Source organism: Pseudogracilibacillus amylolyticus (SeqCode), from assembly GCF_051918545.1.
Lineage (GTDB): Bacteria > Bacillota > Bacilli > Bacillales > Amphibacillaceae > Pseudogracilibacillus.
Genome location: NZ_JBPPZG010000043.1, coordinates 1 through 22,248, shown reverse-complemented (window position 1 = coordinate 22,248; position 22,248 = coordinate 1). Strand labels below are relative to the sequence as shown.

The 22,248-nt window shown below is 36.6% G+C and carries 19 protein-coding genes, 1 pseudogene and 1 riboswitch; of the genes and pseudogenes, 15 read left to right on the top strand and 5 right to left on the bottom strand.

What is annotated here, in order from left to right:
- Nucleotides 1–542: 542 nt before the first annotated feature.
- From ACPYKA_RS07085 to ACPYKA_RS07075, 3 genes are read right to left on the bottom strand one after another with little or no spacing between them, the layout of a single operon-like run.
- Entirely contained in the window at nucleotides 543–1,148 is a 606-nt protein-coding gene (locus tag ACPYKA_RS07085) for a response regulator (RefSeq protein ID WP_479541646.1), read from the bottom strand.
- On the bottom strand, nucleotides 1,145–2,266 hold the full coding sequence (locus ACPYKA_RS07080; protein WP_479541645.1) for a sensor histidine kinase: 1,122 nt from the start codon (nucleotides 2,264–2,266) through the stop codon (nucleotides 1,145–1,147). Before ACPYKA_RS07080 ends, ACPYKA_RS07085 begins: the two co-directional genes overlap by 4 nt.
- A gap of 25 nt (nucleotides 2,267–2,291) precedes the next feature.
- Nucleotides 2,292–3,416, bottom strand: a complete 1,125-nt coding sequence (locus ACPYKA_RS07075; RefSeq protein ID WP_479541644.1) for a DUF418 domain-containing protein — start codon at nucleotides 3,414–3,416, stop codon at nucleotides 2,292–2,294.
- A 781-nt stretch (nucleotides 3,417–4,197) separates the two neighbouring features.
- Here ACPYKA_RS07075 and norA point away from each other — a divergent pair.
- Nucleotides 4,198–5,379, top strand: a complete 1,182-nt coding sequence (gene norA / locus ACPYKA_RS07070) for a multidrug efflux MFS transporter NorA (protein WP_479541643.1) — start codon at nucleotides 4,198–4,200, stop codon at nucleotides 5,377–5,379.
- Nucleotides 5,380–5,492: 113 nt separating this feature from the next.
- On the opposite strand, the gene ACPYKA_RS07065 is transcribed toward norA, so the two are convergent.
- Nucleotides 5,493–7,223, bottom strand: coding sequence for a methyl-accepting chemotaxis protein (locus ACPYKA_RS07065; protein ID WP_479541642.1), 1,731 nt, complete (start codon nucleotides 7,221–7,223; stop codon nucleotides 5,493–5,495).
- A gap of 116 nt (nucleotides 7,224–7,339) precedes the next feature.
- Nucleotides 7,340–7,424, bottom strand: a riboswitch (cyclic di-GMP riboswitch).
- Nucleotides 7,425–7,653: 229 nt separating this feature from the next.
- Here ACPYKA_RS07065 and cysK point away from each other — a divergent pair.
- The 14 genes from cysK to copZ all read left to right on the top strand — a co-directional run bounded on the left by cysK (nucleotide 7,654) and on the right by copZ (nucleotide 20,300).
- A complete protein-coding gene (gene cysK / locus ACPYKA_RS07060; RefSeq protein ID WP_479541641.1) occupies nucleotides 7,654–8,580 on the top strand; it encodes a cysteine synthase A in 927 nt (308 codons plus the stop codon).
- A gap of 98 nt (nucleotides 8,581–8,678) precedes the next feature.
- The gene (locus ACPYKA_RS07055; protein WP_479541640.1) at nucleotides 8,679–9,521 is read left to right on the top strand and encodes an ABC transporter ATP-binding protein; all 843 of its coding nucleotides are present in this window, start codon (nucleotides 8,679–8,681) and stop codon (nucleotides 9,519–9,521) included.
- Nucleotides 9,454–10,212, top strand: coding sequence for an ABC transporter permease (locus ACPYKA_RS07050; RefSeq protein WP_479541639.1), 759 nt, complete (start codon nucleotides 9,454–9,456; stop codon nucleotides 10,210–10,212). Before ACPYKA_RS07055 ends, ACPYKA_RS07050 begins: the two co-directional genes overlap by 68 nt.
- Nucleotides 10,213–10,232: 20 nt before the next feature.
- A complete protein-coding gene (locus ACPYKA_RS07045; protein WP_479541638.1) occupies nucleotides 10,233–11,213 on the top strand; it encodes an ABC transporter substrate-binding protein in 981 nt (326 codons plus the stop codon).
- 518 nt (nucleotides 11,214–11,731) lie between these two features.
- Nucleotides 11,732–12,676 (top strand): ABC transporter ATP-binding protein, encoded by a 945-nt coding sequence (locus tag ACPYKA_RS07040; protein ID WP_479541637.1) that lies wholly within the window; start codon nucleotides 11,732–11,734, stop codon nucleotides 12,674–12,676.
- Nucleotides 12,676–13,407, top strand: a complete 732-nt coding sequence (locus tag ACPYKA_RS07035) for an ABC transporter permease (protein WP_479541636.1) — start codon at nucleotides 12,676–12,678, stop codon at nucleotides 13,405–13,407. The genes ACPYKA_RS07040 and ACPYKA_RS07035 overlap by 1 nt, the downstream gene beginning before the upstream one ends.
- Entirely contained in the window at nucleotides 13,404–14,090 is a 687-nt protein-coding gene (locus ACPYKA_RS07030; RefSeq protein WP_479541635.1) for an ABC transporter permease, read from the top strand. The genes ACPYKA_RS07035 and ACPYKA_RS07030 overlap by 4 nt, the downstream gene beginning before the upstream one ends.
- A gap of 18 nt (nucleotides 14,091–14,108) precedes the next feature.
- Nucleotides 14,109–15,200, top strand: a complete 1,092-nt coding sequence (locus ACPYKA_RS07025; protein WP_479541634.1) for a sensor histidine kinase — start codon at nucleotides 14,109–14,111, stop codon at nucleotides 15,198–15,200.
- Nucleotides 15,197–15,808 carry a response regulator gene (locus tag ACPYKA_RS07020; RefSeq protein WP_479541633.1) on the top strand — a complete coding sequence of 204 codons (612 nt, stop codon included), beginning with the start codon at nucleotides 15,197–15,199 and terminating at the stop codon, nucleotides 15,806–15,808. The genes ACPYKA_RS07025 and ACPYKA_RS07020 overlap by 4 nt, the downstream gene beginning before the upstream one ends.
- Nucleotides 15,809–16,009: 201 nt before the next feature.
- Nucleotides 16,010–16,741: a class I SAM-dependent methyltransferase gene (locus ACPYKA_RS07015; RefSeq protein WP_479541632.1), complete on the top strand. Its 732-nt coding sequence runs from the start codon at nucleotides 16,010–16,012 to the stop codon at nucleotides 16,739–16,741.
- A gap of 168 nt (nucleotides 16,742–16,909) precedes the next feature.
- The gene (locus tag ACPYKA_RS07010) at nucleotides 16,910–17,131 is read left to right on the top strand and encodes a glutaredoxin family protein (protein WP_479541631.1); all 222 of its coding nucleotides are present in this window, start codon (nucleotides 16,910–16,912) and stop codon (nucleotides 17,129–17,131) included.
- A 227-nt stretch (nucleotides 17,132–17,358) separates the two neighbouring features.
- Nucleotides 17,359–17,661, top strand: coding sequence for a metal-sensing transcriptional repressor (locus tag ACPYKA_RS07005; protein ID WP_479541647.1), 303 nt, complete (start codon nucleotides 17,359–17,361; stop codon nucleotides 17,659–17,661).
- 13 nt (nucleotides 17,662–17,674) lie between these two features.
- Nucleotides 17,675–20,059: a heavy metal translocating P-type ATPase gene (locus ACPYKA_RS07000; RefSeq protein ID WP_479541630.1), complete on the top strand. Its 2,385-nt coding sequence runs from the start codon at nucleotides 17,675–17,677 to the stop codon at nucleotides 20,057–20,059.
- 34 nt (nucleotides 20,060–20,093) lie between these two features.
- Complete coding sequence (gene copZ, locus ACPYKA_RS06995; protein WP_479541629.1) at nucleotides 20,094–20,300, top strand: copper chaperone CopZ; 207 nt, start codon at nucleotides 20,094–20,096, stop codon at nucleotides 20,298–20,300.
- Between the two features lie 480 nt (nucleotides 20,301–20,780).
- Here copZ and ACPYKA_RS06990 read toward each other — a convergent pair.
- Nucleotides 20,781–22,184: pseudogene (locus tag ACPYKA_RS06990) on the bottom strand (sensor histidine kinase).
- Nucleotides 22,185–22,248 lie beyond the last annotated feature (64 nt).

Sequence of the window (22,248 nt, the reverse complement as noted above, 5' to 3'; positions counted from 1 at the left end):
CGCGCACTCAGCATGTATAGCCCGCGACTCAGCATCATTATTCGCGCACTCAGCATGTATAGCCCGCGACTCAGCATTATTATTCGTCACTCAGCATGTATAGCCCGCGACTCAGCATCATTATTCGTCACTCAGCATGTATAGCCCGCGACTCAGCATTATTATTCGTCACTCAGCATGTATAGCCCGCGACTCAGCATTATTATTCGCGCACTCGGCATGTATAGCCCGCGACTCAGCATTATTATTCGCGCACTCGGCATGTATAGCCCGCGACTCAGCATTATTATTCGCCACTTAGCATGTAGTACTCGTGACTTAGCATCTAGATTGCTAGGAGGAATAAGTGCTGCTTTTATTATGCCAGCAGTTACGGCATAGTAAATGAAAGCAAAATGTGCTTTTCTTTAGAGTTAGTGATCCATGAAAGAAGTTTTGACTATACCCTATATATGGCTGATAATATAGCAGGCATATAATACTATATAAAAACATAAAAAATGACAAGAAGATCATTCTTTATCCTATATTTCTTCTCTCAATCATAACCAGCCTTTTTCCACCGCAATATTTACCGCTTGTTGTCTTGATTCGGCTTCCAACTTTTGAATAGCAGATGATAAATAGTTGCGTATTGTTCCCTTTGTCAAATAAAGTTCCTTGGTGATATCACTTGTAGTCATCCCTTCTTTGGTAAGACGAAGAACTTCGGTTTCACGCTCGGTAAGTGGGCTCTCCTCTTTTAAAAGTATGGCGGCGGCTAAGTCAGTACTAATGACTTTTTCACCATTCATCACTTTACGAATAGAAGTAATCAGATAATCAATTGGTTCGTCTTTTAGTAAATACCCTTCTACTTTTGCGCTCATGGCCTTTTGCAAATAACCGGGACGGCCATAAGTAGTAACGATGATAATTTTACAATTAATTCCGGTAATTCGGATCTTTTCAGCCAACTCCAAACCTGTTAAATACGGCATTTCGATATCAACTAGACAAACATCAGGTTTGAACTTTGTTATAGCTTCCCAAGCCTGCTTACCATCAGACACATCTGCTACTACCTCAATATCTTCCTCGAATTTTAATAATGATGTAAGCGCTCCTCGAAGCATTTGTTGATCTTCCGCAATCACAATCCGTATCATACTACTGAACTCTCCTTTGCTTGTGGGTTCTTAGGCAAAGTAAGCGTGACGATTGTTCCTCTATCCGATGTACTATCAATTTCAGCATTTCCCTTTAATGCTCGCAATCGTTCTTTCATCGACTGAATTCCATTTCCAATCGTTTGGCTTTTGAACCCAATTCCATCATCACTGATAAAAATCCTAAAATAATCTTCATTTGCTTCCATTTTTAAAATACACTTCGTTGCTTTACTATGTCTGATTGTATTTGTAATGGCTTCACGTAATGAAAGAGACAGCATTGTTTCTTCAACACTCATGAGAAAGGGACTCTTTTTTTCCTCCACAATCAATTCAATATTTGCTTCTTTCAGTAATGATCTTGAGCGAGTGATCTCCTCTTCCAATGAGATAAATTTCATGTCTGTTACAAGCTCACGTACCTGTTTGAGAGCAATTCTGGATGTCTTTAAAATATCATTTAATTCTACTTTTGCCTGCTGACTATTTTTGTCGACCAAAAGAATAGTCAGTTCACTTTTCAGCTTGATCATCGTTAATGTCTGACCAAGCGTATCGTGCAGATCTCTGGCGATTCGGTGTCTCTCTTCCTCTTGAATATATTTTTCAATTTGTTTATTAGCTGCATGCAACTCGTTCTCTAATATTTTTGCTTTTTCCCTTATGTGAATGATAATTGGTAATAGAAGCTGTAGAAGCAGCACAAGTAGCATTACAGAAGATTCCATAGAAGTAAAAGTTCTGTATTCATACCATTGGACAAAGAAAATCATTGCTGCAATCGACAACATTCCAACTCCGATATGAATCTTTGTCTTTGCCCTCCCCAATAGTTCTGCAAAAATAAACCCAAAAAACACAAAAGCATAATCCGTATAAATAGTTAATAAAGAAAGGGAAGTACATCCTAGAATAGTTGCTGTTAAAAGCCGCCAATCACGAAACCAAAGACTTAAATAAAATGAGCAGTAAAAAAGAATAAGAAGCAACAATTTAATAATAATACTAGTCGTCGACTCTGAGATTAAGACCAGGTATGTTATAATAACAACAGCAAAGGTATCTATTAATAAATATTTCCGTATTTGATCTCGTGGGTATATTTTATTAATCATAGGTAGGCAGCCCCCGGGTAAAATTTTATCTTTGTATGACACCAGCAGTATGTTTGCGCATGGACTCCATTGGTCCCTGCTTAAAATGTTGAAGCCAAAATGACGAAAAAATCATGAGAAAACAGGAAATAAGAACCCATATTAAAATTATGGTCAGTGAGTTGACATTCCCTCCAAGCCCAAGTCCCCATCCATAAAAAATGCAAGAAGCGATTATATTTTGCATCACATAGCAACTTAAGGACATTTTCCCCATATGTTCTAATTGTTTCCAGAGCCAAAGCCCTTCGTTTTTTTCAACCATTCTTGCAATCAAAGCCAAATAACCAATGGATAGGAGCGGAGCAAAAAGATATCGAACAGGCAAATCAAAAGCGCCACCTGGAATAAAGATAAGCAAGTTTAATGGCACACCTATATATATTCCTATATTAAACAATGTTTTTCGTTTCCGCTTTCCGCTTTCATCCGGTGCAAAAACTCCTGAACGCATGAATCGTACACCTAGTAAAAAAAGAAAGATATTCATTGGTATAACTAAAATAGCTTCACTTCTAAGCAAGAGAAAATTAGATAGTCGGTACTGAACTTGTTCTAACCAGGTGTCATTTTGATAAAGGAGTGTAACTTCATAAAAACTCCCCAAAGACATATTTGCACCAAGAATGCCAACAACTAATAGGAAAATCATTAATATGGCATGGATACTGCCGATTATCTTCATTGTGTTGGAAATCATTTTATCCCCACCTTTTATTATAAACGATACGATGATGGCTGTAATCCCGTAACTCATTAAAATGTCATACTCCATGACCAATATATAATGAATGAAACCTTCTATGATTAATATAGCTGAAGTCCATATATACATAGTAGGCCAGGGCTGCCCTTTCCTTAATGATTGTCTATACTTTAATTCCAGCCCAACTCCAAACATAATAGTCAATAGGCCGAGAAGTTTCCCATTTACTAAAAACAAGATAAACATTCTCAAAAAGTCTTCAAATGTCCACCAAGATGAATACGCATATGTCGTTATATACGATAAATCTCCCAAATGGGCAAAAATCCAAATATTAGTGCCAAGTGTGCCTACAATTGCAAATCCCCGTAAAATATCTAACAGCCTAATTCTCTTTTTATTCATGATCTGTCTCCTCACTTTGAAGAAAAAATTTCATTAAACCAATTGTATCTGGGAAAATTGTGAGTGAGAATTCACACCTGTCAGTAATTGTATATGACAGGTGTCATGTTATTTTAATTTCGACCGTTAGGTGTTCTTGATGCGTTTAGCGGAATTGAAATGAATGATTTGACCCACACTGAGGGTAACGCAAGCGGTCTCGTACTTTCTATAGGCCTTGTCTCTTCACGATGGTCTATTTTTCATCCGTATAAGAGGATGTTCAAAAAGTCCGGTAAAAATGACACTACATTAGGGGAACTTCGACTAAATACCGACACGTCCTGTGTCGAACGTCGAAGTCACCACATCCTGTGGAAGCTCGTTGGCTTGCTTCTCCGCTCCTTGAAAAAGGAAAGCACTTTTTCTGCGTGCTAGAAGCGTTTCCTTGGAAAAGAAGATCACTTTTCCTGCGTGCCAGATCTTTGCTCATGTATCTAAATTCAGCAGGGGGATCTTCCGTTAAAACCGCCCACGTCCTGTGGGCAACACGGAAGTCATCACATCCTGTGAAAGTCCGCTGCTCGAAACTACGCCGCCTCGAACTTTCGACGCACAGGACGTGCTAGTGTCGGCGTTGCCACAGGACGTGGCGACTTTAGCCGACTTGGTCCTTTTTATCCTCCTTTTTGAACACATACTATAATAATTAAGGATACTTAAAAATTGACACGTCTTTTAAAACAGGTATATATTATTCTTTGACAGATTTCTAATTGCGATGAAAGTAGGAGAAAGAAAGATGAAAAAGCAAAATGTATCATTAACCATTTTACTTACCAATTTATTTATCGCCTTTCTAGGTATTGGACTTGTGATCCCAGTATTACCAACGATTATGAATGAACTAAATCTATCGGGATCAGTTGTTGGAAATCTAGTTGCAGCATTTGCTCTTGCCCAATTACTTGTTTCTCCGCTAGCAGGAAGATGGGTAGATAAGCTTGGGCGGAAAAAAATGATCGTATACGGTTTACTTCTATTCAGTTTTTCTGAACTCTTATTCGGGTTTGGTAAAACGGTTGAGATACTTTTTATTTCTAGAATAATTGGTGGAATAAGTGCTGCTTTTATTATGCCGGCAGTTACCGCATTTATTGCAGATATTACGACAATGGAGACGCGTTCGAAAGCACTTGGATATATGTCAGCCGCAATTTCAACAGGGTTTATTATTGGCCCTGGAATTGGCGGTTTTTTAGCTGAATTAGGTTCGCGAGTGCCATTCTTTTTTGCAGCAGGCATCGCATTCATAGCGGCAATTTTCTCTACATTTTCTCTCCGTGAACCAGAACGACAAAAATATGAAGAGGAAATGGAAGAGGATAAAACGGGTATTAAACGGATTTTTGTACCGATGTATTTCATACCTTTTATGATTATCTTTATTTCTTCTTTTAGTTTAGCTGCATTCGAATCACTGTTTTCACTTTTTGTTGATCATAAATTTTCATTCACACCGAAAGATATTGCGATTATCATTACAGGAGGGGCAATTGTAGGAGCAGTAGCGCAAGTTGCATTATTTGACCGATTAACAAAACATCTTGGAGAAATTGTTCTTATTCGATATTGCTTACTTATTTCCATCATTCTCGTATTTCTAATGACAATTGCTAATTCCTATGTAAATATACTAATTGTTACAGTCGTTTTATTTGTTGGATTTGATTTAATTCGTCCAGCAATTACTTCTTATTTATCTAAGATTGCTGGAAATGAACAGGGATTTGTCGGAGGAATAAACTCGATGTTTACAAGTATTGGAAATGTATTAGGGCCAGTTATTGGCGGGATGTTATTTGATATCAATTTAGATTATCCATTTTATTTTTCTTCCATAGTTTTAGTTGGTGGCATAGCTTTATCAATGGTTTGGAAAAAACCAAAACGTTTGGAGAAACAAAAGGTTATTCGCTCATAAGCCATTATAGGTTGTATTAGGTTGGGAACATTTTTTAGCCAGTGAGCGAGTCAAGAAAGGTTTGTCAATGTTAAGAGGGGACATTTTTCCCCCCTCTGTTTCCAACACCTTGTTTATATCTCAGCTTCTAATTTCGATAACAATGAAATTACTGTGTTTGAAGAATTTATTACTTGTTCAAACGCTTCTTCAGTTGCTGTTACATTTCCTTGTTTATAATAAGTAACCGCTTGTTTGGCAAAATGATGTACGGCTTTATGCGGCTCTTCTAATTGTTTATAGGCTGGATTTTCTTTCACCTGTTGAGACAAGTCGCTATAATACCATTTGCCGAGTCTGCACGTTTCATGTGAGGTTACTTGCTCGGAATCAAATGTTTCTAGCCCAAGAAGCATATTGTAAATTTTCCATTTCCAAAGAAGATGGTCGGTTTTTGCCACCTTAATAATGTCTCTAGAATTTAAACGAATATTTGTTTCAAAAAAAGTATTCCGATAATCTTCCATTTGCTTACTTAATTCAAAAATAACATTCGCTGTTTCTTTTGCAATTTCTTGTGAACTATTACTTAATCCAGAAATAATCGAGTTACGGCGTGCAATTTCATCAACAGCTGATGTCTGCTCTTCTGACATCGCCGCAATTTGTGAAGTAGCGTGGTTAATGTCTTGCATCGCTAACATAATCTTGTTTAGAGCCTCATCCGCAACTTTGGCACCATCCACACTTTTTTTAATCAATTCTTCAGTATTGGTCATCTGTTTTGTGACTAGATTTGCAACATTCTGTAATGTTTCCATATTCGTTGTTACTTGTAATGTTTGTTCCTTTGTGTGCTCAGCTAGCTTTCTTACTTCATTCGCTACAACGGAGAAACCTTTTCCATGTTCTCCAGCTCTTGCCGCCTCAATACTTGCATTTAACGCAAGTAAGTTTGTTTGATCCGTTATTTGTCCAATCACTTCAACAACATGATGTGTTTTCTCTATCTCTTGGTTGAGTTCATCAACTTGCAGAACCACTTGATTATAAACATGACCTACTTTCTCTATATCTTCTAACGTGTCATGGACAATTTGTTTGCTCTCTTCGGCAGATTTTACGGCGTCATCTGTTCCTTCAGCCACCTTCATTGATTGATTTGCAACCTCTAGAATGGACGCACTCACTTCCTCAGTCGCACTTGAAACACTATGGCTTTCCAAGTTCATATTATCCACTTCTGACATTAACTGTTTGGAAGCATCTAATTGAGTAGTGTAATTAAGTGTATCGGAAATACCAAATAAAAGGGATTTGAATGTTTCTTCCATATATACTTCAACGATAAGTTGCTGATCAAATGTTGCTAACTTTTGAATGGAAAGAACGGTATCCATCATCCGTTTCGGTTGACTGTGCAATTTTTCCATCAAAATCGACGTCATAATCTGGATTAACATATGGTGCGCAGAAATAAAATGTTCTACTGTTAAATTAATGCGACTATGTACTTGTCCGATTATAATTCTCGTCATGACATAATCCATATTCACCTCTGCTTCTAAAAATTGCTCAAAATATCTCTCCATCGTTTTTCTTAATCGTTCAACGGTTGAATGTTGATTGATGATAGTTTTCAAATGATTGACCGCCGTTATATTGTTATAAAATTGGTTAATAATTTCGACTTTATAAGGCGAAAGGATCGATGATGCTTCACGAATATTAGCTAAATTTTCTTCGTTGATATTCATAAATGCTAATCGTTCTTTTACACGATCACCAACCTCAGCAATATCAGTTTCACTTGAATGATTAAAATATTCATTCCATGATTTTGTTTTTTTCATAAAAAGTTTCATGCTTTTTTTCCTCCACGATATGTATGTGTTAATAGTTTTTAAAAAATTAAGCTATTCTTATGTTAATCACCTCTTAGTTTGACTTTATAATCGTAACCATAAAAATACCGACCCTAAACTGAGTAGGTCGGTTGCACTACTTGCTCCCAAACAATCAAGTGCCCACATATGGATTGTCTGTTCATAGCTTCCTTTTAGATTTAAAATAGACATAAAGTTCTAAGTCATTAGAATTTTACATACTGTATTATTTTACACTTTTTACCTGCATTTGTGCAAGAATAATGTGACTAATTCTTGAACAAAAATTAGGCACAAAAAATGGGAGAGAACTTCCTTTTTTACACATTAATTCACTGTAAAAAGGTAGGAATTATAAGATTTTTCTGCTATAATAAAAAATAACCTTTTACGAGAGGAAGAAAATAGTTTGAAAATCGTCAACAATATTGCAGAATTAATTGGGAATACTCCATTAGTCAAATTAAATAGAATTGCAGATCCAAATGGTGCGGAAATTTATGTGAAACTTGAATATTTTAACCCGAGTAGAAGTGTGAAAGATCGTGCTGCGTTTTACATGCTTGAGCAAGCAGAAAAGGCTGGACTATTAAAGCCAGGTGCAACGATTATAGAACCAACCTCTGGAAATACTGGGATTGGTCTTGCTATGAATGCTGCTGCAAAGGGTTACAAAGCGATTATCGTCATGCCTGACTCTTCTACGGCGGAAAGGGTAAACATCTTAAAAGCATTTGGTGCAAAAGTAGTTTTGACACCTAGTGCAGGAAAGATGCCGGCTGCAATTGAAAAAGCGGAAGAAATAGCTGCTGAGATTCCAAATAGTTTTATTCCAATGCAATTTGAAAATGAAGCAAACCCAGATATACATCGAATTTCAACTGCGAAAGAAATTATTGAAGCAATGGAAGCCGAAAAGAAAAAACTTGCTGCATTCGTTTGCACGGCAGGTACTGGAGGAACGATTACAGGAACTGGTGAAACGTTGAAAGAATATGATAAATCTATCTCAACTCATGTTGTTGAGCCAGCAGGATCTCCGGTTCTTTCAGGTGGAAAGCCGGGTAAACATAAACTAGTCGGAACAAGTCCGGGATTTATTCCAAAAATATTAAATACAGATGTTTATGATGAAATTATTCGAATAGAGGATGATGATGCTTATCAAACAGTGCATAAATTAGCAGCTCAAGAAGGAATATTATTAGGTCCCTCAGGTGGTGCGTCTGTATATGCTGCTCTACTTGTTGCACGTCGATTACATCCGAGTCAAACAGTCGTATGTATTGCGCCTGATACTGGCGAACGTTATTTATCAAGCGACCTGTTTGATTAAGAGAGTAGGAGATTAGTAGTCTCTATTTTTTTATTAACTATAATGCTCAGTAAACCGATTTGTTTTAATGAGAAAGAATAACGATTTGAGGTGAAAAAATGTATTTGACGATAAACGGTATTAATAAAAGTTTTAAAAATGAAAAAAATGAGAATGTAAAGGTTCTTGAAAATATCAATATCGACGTTGAAAAGGGAAACTTTGTATCGATTGTAGGCCCCTCAGGATGCGGAAAATCAACATTATTATATGTGATTGCAGGACTAGAAAAAGCGGATGAAGGTTCGATTCAAATCTCAGGTAGAAAGGTAAGTGAACCGGGATCTGATCGTGTTATTGTTTTCCAGGAAGATGGCTTGTTCCCGTGGTTGACGGTGTTAGACAATGTTACGTACGGGCTGAAACTGAAAAATATGACTAAAAAAGAAGCCGAAGAAAAAGCGCTTGACATACTGAAGATGGTGCATTTAAGTAAGTATGTTCATTCCTATCCTCACCAATTATCTGGCGGCATGAAACAACGTGTTGCCATCGCGAGAGCGCTGGTGATGGAACCAGATATTTTACTAATGGATGAACCATTTTCGGCTTTAGATGAACAAACAAGAATGGTACTTCATAAAGAATTATTGGACATATGGAGAAAAACGAAAGTAACGATATTTTTTATCACGCACAATATTCGTGAAGCCGTGCTTTTATCGGAGCGTGTTATTGTACTTGCAACGAGACCAGGGAAAATTAAAGAGGTTATTTCTGTTCCAACGACAAAAGACGGAATTATGCTTGATTCGGTAACATTACACACCGAACAAAGAATATTGAAAATACTAGAAAATGAAATCGAAAAGGTGTTAAGGGAGGAAATGGGGGATGACTACGACTTTAAGACGAATCATCTTCATCGCAATGATAGCGGTGATTTGGGAAGTTACATCTAGACTGTCTGGTTTACCAAGTTTTATGTTTCCGAGTTTAACCGAAGTTTTCACTACATTATTTAGCGGATTATTAAATGGACAAATAACTTCAGCAATTATAAAAAGTCTCAGTCGGATAGTCATTGGTTTTTCCATTGCAATCACTCTTGGTGTAATTTTAGGGTATTTGATTTGGCGTTACAAACTCGTGGAAGATACGCTCGGTTTCGTTGTAACAGCACTTCAATCGATTCCAAGTATCGTTTGGTTTCCACTGGCAATAATTTGGTTTGGACTAAATGATTTTGCGATTTTATTTATCGTAACCATCGGGGCTACTTGGACCATGACAATTAGTGCAACGAGTGGATTTAAAAATGTTCCAACATTATATCAAAGAGTGGCAAAAACGTTAGGATCTAGCGGATTTCACTTTATTAGAACCGTAATCGTACCAGCTTCTGTCCCACAATTGCTCTCCGGATTACGTATTGCGTGGGCTTTTTCCTGGAGAGCTTTGATGGCGGGAGAATTATTAGGTGCTGGCGGTGGATTAGGGCAATTACTTGAAAACGGTCGTTCACTCGGACAGATGGATCTCGTTATTTCAGTAATGATTATCATTGCTGTCATTGGAACGATTATGGATCAAGTTGTCTTTGTGCGTTTAGAACGATCTGTTCAAACTAAATGGGGAATGAATAAAGCTTAAATAAAAAAGGAGGAATTTGGATGAGGAAAATTTTACAATTATCTGCTTCAATTATATTGTTAGTAGGAATTTTGGCAGGATGCTCAAACGACAGTGATCATACTGTTAAAATTGGTTATTTTCCAAACTTAACACATGTCGCAACGATCGTAGCACTTGAAAATAATTATTTTGCAGAAGAGTTTGGTAATGAAGTAACAATCGAAACAATGCAATTTAATAATGGTGGGCTATTCATGGAAGCGATGCAAACTAAGGAGATTGATGTCGGAACAGTTGGACCTGGTCCGTTATTAAACATTTATGTAAAAAATCCAGAGTTCCATATCATTTCCGGTGCAGTAAATGGTGGAGCCGTACTTGCGGTGACTAAAGATAGTGGGATAGATAGTTTAGAAGATTTAGATGGAACAAAAGTAGCTATCCCCGTTATTGGAAGTACGCAAGATGTGATGCTTAGAAAAGCTTTACAAGAAGTGGATTTAGATGCTACATCTAGTGGTGGTACGGTTGAATTATTTGCAGCGGCGCCAGCAGAGACGGCGACATTATTTACGCAAGGTTCCGTTGAGGCTGCGGCAACACAAGAGCCGTGGGGATATATATTAGAAACGCAAGCAGATGGAAAGCTACTTTTAGGCTGGGATGAATTTGCTTGGGGAAAAGAATCAACAAATACAGTTGTTGCAGCTACAAGTGATTTCACTGAAAACGAGGAACTAACAACCGCATATTTAACAGCACATAAGAAAGCAGTCGAGTTCATCAAAGAAAATCCAGAAGAAGCACAAGATTTAGTAATCAATCATATTCAAGAATTAACGGGAAAAGAAATTGATAAAGAAGAAACTGAGGCGGCATTTAGTCGCTTGGAAGTGACGACAAATGTAAATGAACAAGTAATTCAAGAAATGGCGGATATTAGTAAAGATGCAGGCTATGTTGACTCAAGCGATATAACTGGATTAATTGATTTATCTTTCCTGGAGGAAGTGGAGTAAAGGGGATAAATCTTTACTAGCGCCGATGGAGAGTTTTTACAATGATGATGAAATCTGTAATGGAGGGGAAATGCCGGATACTTCGTTCATCGTGTATACGGCGATGAGGATCGACTCTTGATCCATTCATGATTATCGATTGCGAGAACATCATTTCTCGCGATATTACCGAACCATTCAATAATATAAAAGGGATTGCAGACCGTTCATGTTACAGCATGGGCGGTCTTTATTATATGATGGGATAAAGCGTTTAAGCTGAACTTTTTCGTGAATCGCTGAATTTTTTTCTTATTCGCTGAAATTCTCGTCAAAGCCGCTGAATTATAGACGGTGCGCGCTGAATTTTTTCCAAATTCGCTGAATGAAAATCCAATTGTCCGCTTGAAGGATCATTTTCCAACTCAGTTTGAAGGGTTCCATCTTTTAAAAATACATTATTTAGTGACAAATGTAACTATTAACGGAAAATAGAAATTGTCATACTTGAGCTAACGCGAAAAGAAGGGGTGAACAATATGCTTATTGCTTCTATGCAAGGTGTTGTGAAGCGGTATGGCTCACATGTCGTGCTAGATTATATCGATTTAGATATTCAAGAAGGAGAAATTATCGGTTTACTTGGTCCGAACGGGGCAGGTAAAACAACGTTAATTCAAACATTAACTGGAATGACTCCATTTGAACGAGGAAAGGTAGAACTTTTCGGACAGTTGAAAAATCCCTTTTCCAATCAAAACAAGGAAAGAATAGGTCTTGTAACACAGGAAATTACAGTATTTGAAGAATTAACGGCGAAAGAGAATTTGCAATTTTTTGCTGGTGTCTATGGGCTAAAAGGAGCAGAAAAAAAGAAAAGAGTAGAAGAAGCGTTGGAGTTTGTCGGCTTAGGAGATAAGGGTAATAAAGTGCCAACTAAATTTTCAGGCGGGATGAAGCGTCGGTTAAATATCGCTTGTGCACTGACACATCAGCCGGAATTTTTGATTATGGATGAGCCGACTGTCGGTATTGATCCACAGTCAAGAAATTATATTTTGGAAGCGGTAAGGAAATTAAGGGATAATGGTACAACGATTTTATATACGACCCACTATATGGAAGAGGTTCAAGCAATTGCTTCTAGAGTGGTGATTATGGATCAAGGTCAAATCATCAAAGAGGGTACAGTAGAGGAATTAATTGATACCATTCAGCATGAAGAAAAAGTGAGAATTGACGTGACCGACGCTAATAGTATTCCTATGAAAAAACTAGAGGATATTGCTGGTGTGAAAAAGGTAGTTGTCTTTGGGAGCCAAATAACAATTATTTCAGAAGTTGGTTCAGGTAATTTAGATCGTATCATATCACTTGTGAAAGAGCATGCAGGCGTGCTTGGAATCCAAGCTGATAAACCAAATCTGGAAGATGTCTTTTTAACGTTAACAGGGAAGCAGCTAAGGGATAAGGGGGAAGAATAATGCGGGTTCTTTCTACAGTCAAATATACTGCACTTAGAATGGCTAGAAACTATATCGTTTTGTTGTTGCTACTGGTCGTTCCCATCATTCTTATCACTTTTTTTTCATATATACTTGCGGGGGTTATGACAGAAACAGGAGAGCCTCTTAGAGATGAACATGCCATGCAAATGGTATTTGTTTTTCAATTATTTGGTGGTTCCATTGTTATGTATCTTATCTACACTGATTTATTTACAAAAAACAAAATGAGAATGTATGTGTTACCTTTTAATCAAACGATGTATGCTTTTTCCATTATGATGTGCGGGGCAGTTTATTCCATTTTATTAGGTGTCATATTAATGGTATATTCGCGACTCGTTTTAGGAGTTATTTGGGAGAATTGGGTCTGGACAATTTATATTATTTTCTTGATGGCGGTTTTATCCATTATTGTTTGCTTGATTTTCACTTTTTCTGTGAAAAATTATAAAATTGCCGAGCGATTAAGTGAAGTGTACGGGGTTGGTTTTGTAATATTGGGAGGATTCTTTTTTCCAATGCCTGAAAATGCTTTTTTTGAATTTTTTGGAACCTATGGAAATCCGCTCACTTTATCAATAGGTGCAGTTCACGAGATGGGTCAATCGAATACCGGTGATGCTTGGTTTCAAGCGAATATTCTCTTAGGTGCGATTATCATCTTATTTATTGTGATGCTCATTTTAGGGAGGAGGAGAATGGAGTGACGATTTTTAAATTTGCTTTAAAAAGGAGTTTCGGTAATGCAACTAATTTAATTTTCCTTACACTTTTCCCGATAGCTTTTATTTTTTTTCCTAATGGAGAGGAATGGCCGTTTCTTCCATATGGTTATCAATATTTTGGGATTTTAATTTTGTTTGTCGGTATACGATTGGCTACCATTATTCTTGAGGATCGGGAAAAAGGAGTAGTGAAACGTTTAGCTGTTGCACCAGTAAGTCACTTCCAATATTTAAGTCAAAACCTTCTAGCCTATTCGGTTATTCTTATTCTACAGTGTGTCCTTGTTATATATGGTGGTGTGCTTTTAGGGCAGGAGCTTTATCAACCGTTTTGGCTCTTCCTTTTATATGTGTCATTTAGCTTTGCTTCGTTAGCGATAGCTTTGGCATGGATTTCTCTTTATCGTAAAAAAGAGGTATCTTTCCTCGTTTATATGTCACTTATTTTTATCGTAGTGATATTAGGTGGATTATTGATTCCAATTGAGATATTCCCTGATTTGCTAAAACGAATTGCGGTTCTATTCCCAACCTATTGGCTGGCGGAAGGACTAGATTGGGTTGTTTTTGGTGAAGATATTCTCGATTTTCTAATGATTAATGGGGTATTATGGTTATATACAATTGTATTTATCATTATTGGGAGTGTGAGGAAAATTCAATAATGAAAGGGGATAAAAAGGATGAAGAAGCTAATGGATCCAATGTTATTTGTAAATGGTTGGCGCTTTTTAATGATAGGTGTTCTTATTCATTTATGGATAAATGGCGACTTTATGATTAGTTCTTTTATTCTTATCCTCCTCTTACTGATAATAACTAGTTTACGGTGGCGGTTTACATTACCGATTTGGTCAATTTTAATGGATGTTTTCATTTGTTTCTTATTCTACCCATATACAGATATCGGTTATTATGGTCTAGCATTTCCTATTTTTGAACTGGCCTTAAAGGGGAAATGGCTATTTTCTCTTTTATTATTTATTAGTCTATCCTTTTTTCCTGCATTCTCAAATAGTTTATTTTGGTTCTTTTTTCAGGCGTTCTTTTTTGGTTCCTTTTCACTGCTGACTTTAAAAAATCAACAAACGTATAAGCTAGAAGCAGATGAACAACGTAAGGCTAGGTATGAATTAGAACGAGTAAAGTTAGAATTATTGGAGGCTAATCAATCGATCTCCCATCAGGCTGAATTAATGGAAAGGTATCGAATATCTAGAAACTTGCATGATCATTTGGGGCATGATTTAACAGGCGCATTACTTGCTTTACAAGCTTATGAACATGTGCAAGATTCTAAGGAAGCCGATAAGCTGTTCGAGGAAGTAAAAAATCGTTTAAAGCGGAGTACAAAAAGCCTCAGGGAAACGGTGCATAATATGACGCCGACTTCGTTAATGGGAGTAGAAAGGTTAGAAAATATTGTACAGCATTTTCATCTAGTCGATGTGCATTGGAAAAAATCAGGCGATATGCTACAAGTACCGGCACATCATTGGAGTCTTTTGCAAGCTTGTTTGAAGGAGGCATTAACGAATGTCGTTAGGCATAGTAATGCGAAAATAGTGGAAGTGGAATTAAGTGTTACGGAGACCATTGTGAGGCTAAGTGTTCAAGATGATGGAACGATCACTAAAAGAAATCAAACAGGAAGTGGCTTAAGGAGCCTGCAAATGCGAGCCCGTTCTTTAGGAGGAAGTATATCGATTCATTGTGATAATGGATTTTTACTTGTCTGTGTCTTTCCTTTGGAAAAAAGGAGGGCTGATAAATGAAGCTATTAATTGTTGATGATGATCCACTTGTTTGTAAAAGCTTGCAGCTATTACTTGGGAAGGAAGAGGATTTGGAAGTTGCTAATATAGCAGCAAATGGACAAGAAGCGATTGAATTATGTATCAAAGAACAACCAGATGTGATTTTAATGGATATTCAAATGCCGATAATGAATGGAATTGAATGTACGAAGAGAATAAAACAAGATTGGCCTTCTATTCAAATTATGATGTTAACAACGTTTCAGGATGAGAAGAATATTAGACTCGCTTTAAAAGCGGGGGCAGAGGGATATATAGTAAAGTCGTCATCAATTGAAAACATGGCGCATCAAATCAGGGCGTTAAAAGCAGGCTCCACTGTTTTAGATGCAGATGTTTTAAAAACGATCATGGAACCAGACAAAAAGGCATTGGAATGTTTAACGAAAAGAGAGATTGATATTGTGGAGTTAGTTGCTCAAGGGCTGTCAAACAATGAAATAGCGGAACAACTTTTTCTAAGTGTAGGAACTGTTCGAAATATGCTATCTGTGATTTTAGATAAATTAGAATTTCGGGATCGGACGCAACTGGCGATTTATTATTGGCAAAGGAAGCAAGAATAAAATAGCTGTACATTGCGGGATTGAGAAGTGTGAGAGGAATGAGCGCTTTTCGTTAATCTAGGATAAGGCTAATGTTTAATAAGTGTGTCACCAGCATATGAATTTCTACGATTAGGCACTGTTCGCTAGTAAGTATTGCACCTAAAAATATATAAAAGAGAATTTTCTTTCGTTATCTAACAATTGGGAGATGTAAAAACAATGAAACAAAACAAATATGATGATGCTGTATTTTTTTCTGAATATGAAAAAATGCCACGGTCAGTCAAAGGTCTTGAGGGTGCAGGAGAATGGCCAGTCTTAAAAGCTTTATTGCCAGAATTTAAAAATAAACGTGTACTTGACTTGGGATGTGGTTTCGGTTGGCATTGCAGGTACGCACGTAAACACCAAGCAAGTTCAGTAATTGGAGTAGATATATCCGAAAAAATGCTTGAAATAGCCCGCGAAAAAACAGCTGATCCTTTAATTACGTATATTAAAATTCCAATTGAAGACATTAATTTTTCAGGCGCACAATTTGATATCGTAATCAGTTCATTAGCTTTTCACTATATTAAATCTTTTGAAACAGTTTGCGAAAAGGTATATCAATATCTAAAACCTGGAGGTTCTTTTATTTTTTCAGTTGAACATCCAATTTTTACTTCTCGGGACGAACAAGATTGGTATTATGATGATCAAGGGAAACGTCTCCATTGGCCAGTGGATAATTATCAATCAGAAGGAGTTCGAGAAACAACTTTTCTAACAGAAAATGTGATTAAATATCATCGAACATTTTCTACTTATATCAATGATATAATTCAAGCTGGTTTTAAAATAAATGCAGTTAAGGAACCTATGGCTACTGAAGAAATGGTAAAGAATGTACCGGAAATGAAAGATGAAAACAGAAGACCTATGTTTTTAATAATCTCAGCAGAAAAGTAAGTGTTTTATAATTTCTCTGTATAAGTGCTGATATAAAATGATATTAGAAAGCACAGAATAACCCTCATCTGAGCTTATTGTTCATTTCTTTACTCATTTCTGAGGTTTGGAGATGAAAAACTATCAACTTGAAGCTACACTAGACCTACTTGCTCGGATTGCCAAGATTTGAAAAAATTCTTGCAAAGTCATCATATTCCTCACAAGGAATACGATGTAATAAAACAACCATCCAAAGAAAAAGATCTTATTAAGATAACAGGAAACAAAATTGTTCCAGCACTTGTATTTTCTCAATCTTTCTTCTTAGGATTGAGGAGAAAATCAAAAAGCATGATCGGGTTTGAAAGGAATAAAGAAGAGCTAAAGAAGTTATTAAATGTAGGATAGATATCATTATGCAGCTTACTGCTTTTTGTCAGTGAGTATTTTTGTTTAATATTATACCTTACCAGTGTATGGTGTACTGATATTCTTAGTTTTCTTAACATGCAGGTGGGAAAAGTTTTTATACATTCCCATCTGCCAAGATATTTTACAAAATATGAAGTTATTTCTTGACAATAAATACTATATGGGGGTATAGTATAAATATAAAGGAAAAGGAAGTGATTAATTTGGAAAAATTTTTAAATGATCACCCAAGCAAACCAAGAACACAAGATGAAAAACAAAAAGTCATTAACCGTTTAAAACGTATAGAAGGCCAAGTTCGTGGAATACAGAAAATGATAGAAGAAGATCGTTATTGTGTAGACATTTTGGTACAAATTAGTGCCATTCAATCCGCATTAAAAAATGTTGGTTTTGCCGTCACAGAGCGGCATATCAATCATTGTGTCAGTGATGCGATTAAGCAAGGAGAAGGAAAAGAAACAATAGAAGAATTAATGAGTGTATTAAAGCAGTTTTCTAAATAAGGAGGAGGTTATTATGAGCGAAACAAATCACGCAACACTTGGAATAACAGGAATGACTTGTGCCGCTTGCTCCACTCGAGTCGAAAAGGTTTTAAATAAAATGGACGGAGTCGAAGCACAAGTCAATTTAACAACAGAAAAAGCAACCATAGACTTTGATGCTGAAAAAACATCTATTGAAGATATTACAAAGAAAATTGAAAATGTCGGCTATGGTGTCTTAACAGAGAAAGTAGAGCTAGATGTATTTGGTATGACGTGTGCTGCTTGTTCAACCCGGATCGAAAAGGTATTGAATAAGCAAGACGGAGTAAAATCTGCAGCAGTAAATTTAACAACAGAAACGGCATCGATCGAATACAATCCAGGATTACTGGATTTAAAAGCATTAATTGATAAAATCAAAAACCTTGGTTATGATGCTAAACCTAAAGCTGAGGCCGAAGAAAAGCAAACCCACAAAGAAAAAGAAATTAAAAATATGAAAACGAAATTAATCATCTCAGCCGTGTTAGCTGCACCGCTATTAGTAACCATGTTGGTTCATTTATTTAATATGACGATACCGGATATATTTATGAATCCGTGGTTTCAGTTTGTATTAGCAACACCCGTTCAATTTATTATCGGCTGGCAATTTTATGTTGGTGCCTATAAGAACCTTCGTAACGGCGGAGCAAACATGGACGTGCTTGTTGCATTAGGTACAAGTGCTGCTTATTTTTATAGCTTATATGAAGCATTTAAGACGATTGGGAATCCAGCATACGAACCACATCTATATTTTGAAACAAGTGCTGTATTAATTACGTTGATTCTATTTGGTAAGTATTTAGAAGCAAGGGCAAAAAGCCAGACAACGAACGCACTATCTTCATTACTCAGTTTACAGGCAAAGGAAGCCCGCGTCATAAAAGACGGTGAAGAGGTCTTGATACCTGTTGAGGAAGTTGCTGTTGGTGATCGCTTAATTGTAAAACCAGGTGAGAAAATACCAGTGGACGGTATGATAGCAAAAGGTAGAACAGCCGTTGATGAATCAATGCTTACAGGAGAATCGATTCCAATTGAAAAAGAAGTAGGTGCACCCGTCATTGGCTCAACGATAAACAAAAATGGTTCGATTGAAATGGAAGCAACAAAAGTAGGGAAAGATACTGCCCTAGCATCCATTGTGAAAGTAGTGGAAGATGCTCAAGGATCAAAAGCACCAATTCAGCGATTAGCTGATGTTATTTCTGGCTATTTTGTTCCGATTGTTGTAGTAATTGCGATTCTGACATTTGCCGTGTGGATTGCATTTGTCCAGCCCGGTCAATTTGAATCAGCTTTAGTTGCGGCAATTGCAGTTCTAGTTATTGCATGTCCGTGTGCCCTAGGACTTGCAACACCAACATCAATTATGGTTGGAACGGGAAAGGCTGCGGAGAACGGAATTCTCTTTAAAGGTGGAGAGCACCTAGAAAGAACTCATGAGTTAGAGGCAATTGTTCTTGATAAAACAGGAACCATCACAAAAGGAAAACCAGAAGTAACTGACTTTTCCGGTGATGAAGAAACATTACAATTGTTAGCTAGTGCAGAAAAAGGCTCTGAACATCCGCTTGCTGAAGCCATTGTTGCCCATGCAACAGAAAAAAATATCGATTTAGTTGAAGTAGATGATTTCACGGCAATACCTGGACACGGTATTGCAGCTACGATATCTAATAATCATATTCTTGTCGGAAATCGAAAACTCATGCAAGATCACCAAATCGATGTAGGTAGTGCGGAACAAGAATTGATTGATTACGAGGTTGATGGAAAAACAGCGATGTTAATTGCTATAAATGGAAAGTATCGCGGAGTTATTGCTGTTGCAGATACCATTAAAGAAACAGCGCCACAAGCGATAAGAGAGTTAAAAGAAGAAGGTTTAGAAGTCATCATGTTAACAGGAGATAATGAGCGAACTGCACAAGCAATTGCAAAACAGGTCGGCATTGACCAAGTGATAGCCCAAGTATTACCTGAAGAAAAAGCGGATAAAATAAAGGAAATTCAATTACAAGGTAAAAAAGTTGCCATGGTTGGGGATGGGGTAAATGATGCTCCTGCATTAGCAATCGCCGATATTGGAATTGCTATTGGTACAGGTACAGAGGTGGCAATTGAAGCTGCTGATGTAACGATTCTTGGTGGTGAGTTATTACTTATTCCAAAAGCAATAAAAGTCAGCCATGCTACGATTAAAAATATCCGTCAAAATCTTTTCTGGGCTTTTGGATACAATACAGCGGGAATCCCGATTGCAGCAATTGGGTTACTTGCACCATGGATTGCTGGTGCAGCCATGGCATTAAGTTCCGTTAGTGTCGTTTCTAACTCCTTACGTTTAAAGAAAGTAAAGATTTAATTTCTTCTTTCATAACTTGAAAGGGGGTGAAAACATGCAAACAAAAACCTTAGATGTTAAAGGGATGACATGTGGCCACTGCAAAATGTCAGTAGAAAGCGCACTTAAAGGATTAGATGGAGTGGCTACTGTAGAAGTAGATTTAAGCAATGGTAAAGTGGAAGTTACTTATGACGAAGCAAAAGTATCGTTTGAAAATATGAAAGAAGTTGTTGAAGATCAAGGCTATGATGTAGTATAAAATACATGTTGGAGTTGTATCATACTCATTTATCGGAATACTAAACAGCTTGTAAAGGATTCTGAAAGGAATTTGCAAAGGAAAAAACGAAGTGATTACAATTGTAAATGGAGAAAATCCAAACGGAATACAATAAATATTGTTATAAGTGCGTGTTCAAAAAGGAGGATAAAAAGGACCAAGAAGTTCGGGGGCGGCGCAGTTCCCGGCAACGGAATGTATGCATTTAGATACATGAGTAGCGGAGAAACAAGCCAACGAAGAAATTCGCAGTGTCATTCTTACGGGACTTTTTGAACATCCTCTATAAAAAGTCTACTAAACTAATTACTTTATTAAAAGCGTGGTCAGAAGATCACGCTTTTTTGGCAGTTAAGTATAAATCCTTTCTTACTGCATAAGTGCAACTAAAGCAAATCGCTTAAAGGCTTGGAGAATGCATAGTTTTCCAAGGTTAGACCCTATTTAAGACTAGGGTCTTCACAATGTAATATCAATCGTTGTCCCTTGACCAATCTCACTGTTAATCGTAAGCTCTCCATTATGTTCCTGAATAATATCTTTGGCGATCGCCATTCCAAGTCCAGAACCTTTATGTGCATCTCCTGTATTTGTTCCTCGATAGTATCGGTCAAAGATTTTGTTGAGTTCTGTTTTCTCAATGCCTTTACCGTTATCTTTTATTGTTAGATGTGTTCGTTCTTTTTTTTCTACAATTACATCTATTTGTATATTTTCATCATTGTGAACAATTGAATTATAAATTAAATTATTGATTGCTCTTCGAAAAAGAAGTTCATCAATTGCTACAGGAATCTTTTCTTGATTTACATGAAATACGATATTACGATTAGCGTATTTAGGATCATTTAATATATCAATCACCATATTTCTTAATAAAGTAACAAGATTAACCGTTTTTTTATTTAACGATAGTGCTTTGTTTTTCAATCTTGTTGATAAATTTAAATCTTCCATCACCTCTTTGATATATAATGACTTTTGTTCAATGATTCCAGCGTACTCCCTTATTTCTTCTAAAGGAAATTGATAATCTGGATCTTTAATCAATTCAGCATATCCTTGTATGGATGCTAGTGGTGTTTATATATCATGGGAAATATTTCCTATCCAATCTTCTCTCATTTTCTCCAGTCTCTTTCTTTCCCTTTCATTGGCTGTTAGCTGATCGGATAAAAAGTTTACATTGTTAAAGACATCTTTATAAACGCCTTTAGGTGAATAATGAACAGCATAATCTTTATTTGCCAATCTTTTAATCCCATTAATGAGTGTTTGCAAGGGTTGTGTTAGCCGTTTACTGAAAAAATAGCCAATTAGCAAGGCGATGAAAATATCTATCATAAAAACAATTCCACCTACCTTAACAACTTGATATATGTCTCGATTATTATATGAAATAAAATAGCGATTTAAACTGGGATTCTCTATCCCAATAAAATAACTGTCCGTAATGGATTTTTCCTTTTTCCCACTAACAAAAACCGTTGTGTTCGCAATTTCCTGATATTTATAATTTTGAACGATATCCGCTGGCGTGTATTTTTCCGTTATTCCCTCAGGCGTTCTATAGCTATAGATTACCTTACCATTTTCATCTAAAATTTGTATCCATGCATTTTTTTCAATCAACGCTTTTTTTCCTAGTTCGGTAATCGTTACATTACTATTTATAATATTTATATTCTCTTCAAATTGTCTTGTAAAATCTTCAGGAGATGTTTCGTTCCCTTGAAATATCGGTATGTTAAATATAGACTGGGCTATTAATAAAGTAAACATAATAAAAATGTTTATGAAAACAACTAGAATAACGACTAAGACGATGGAAAGTATATATCTTCCGGTTATCTTCCACTTCACAACCTATTCATCCTCTACAGTGAATTTGTAGCCCAAGCCTTTTACGGTAATTAAAAACTCTGGG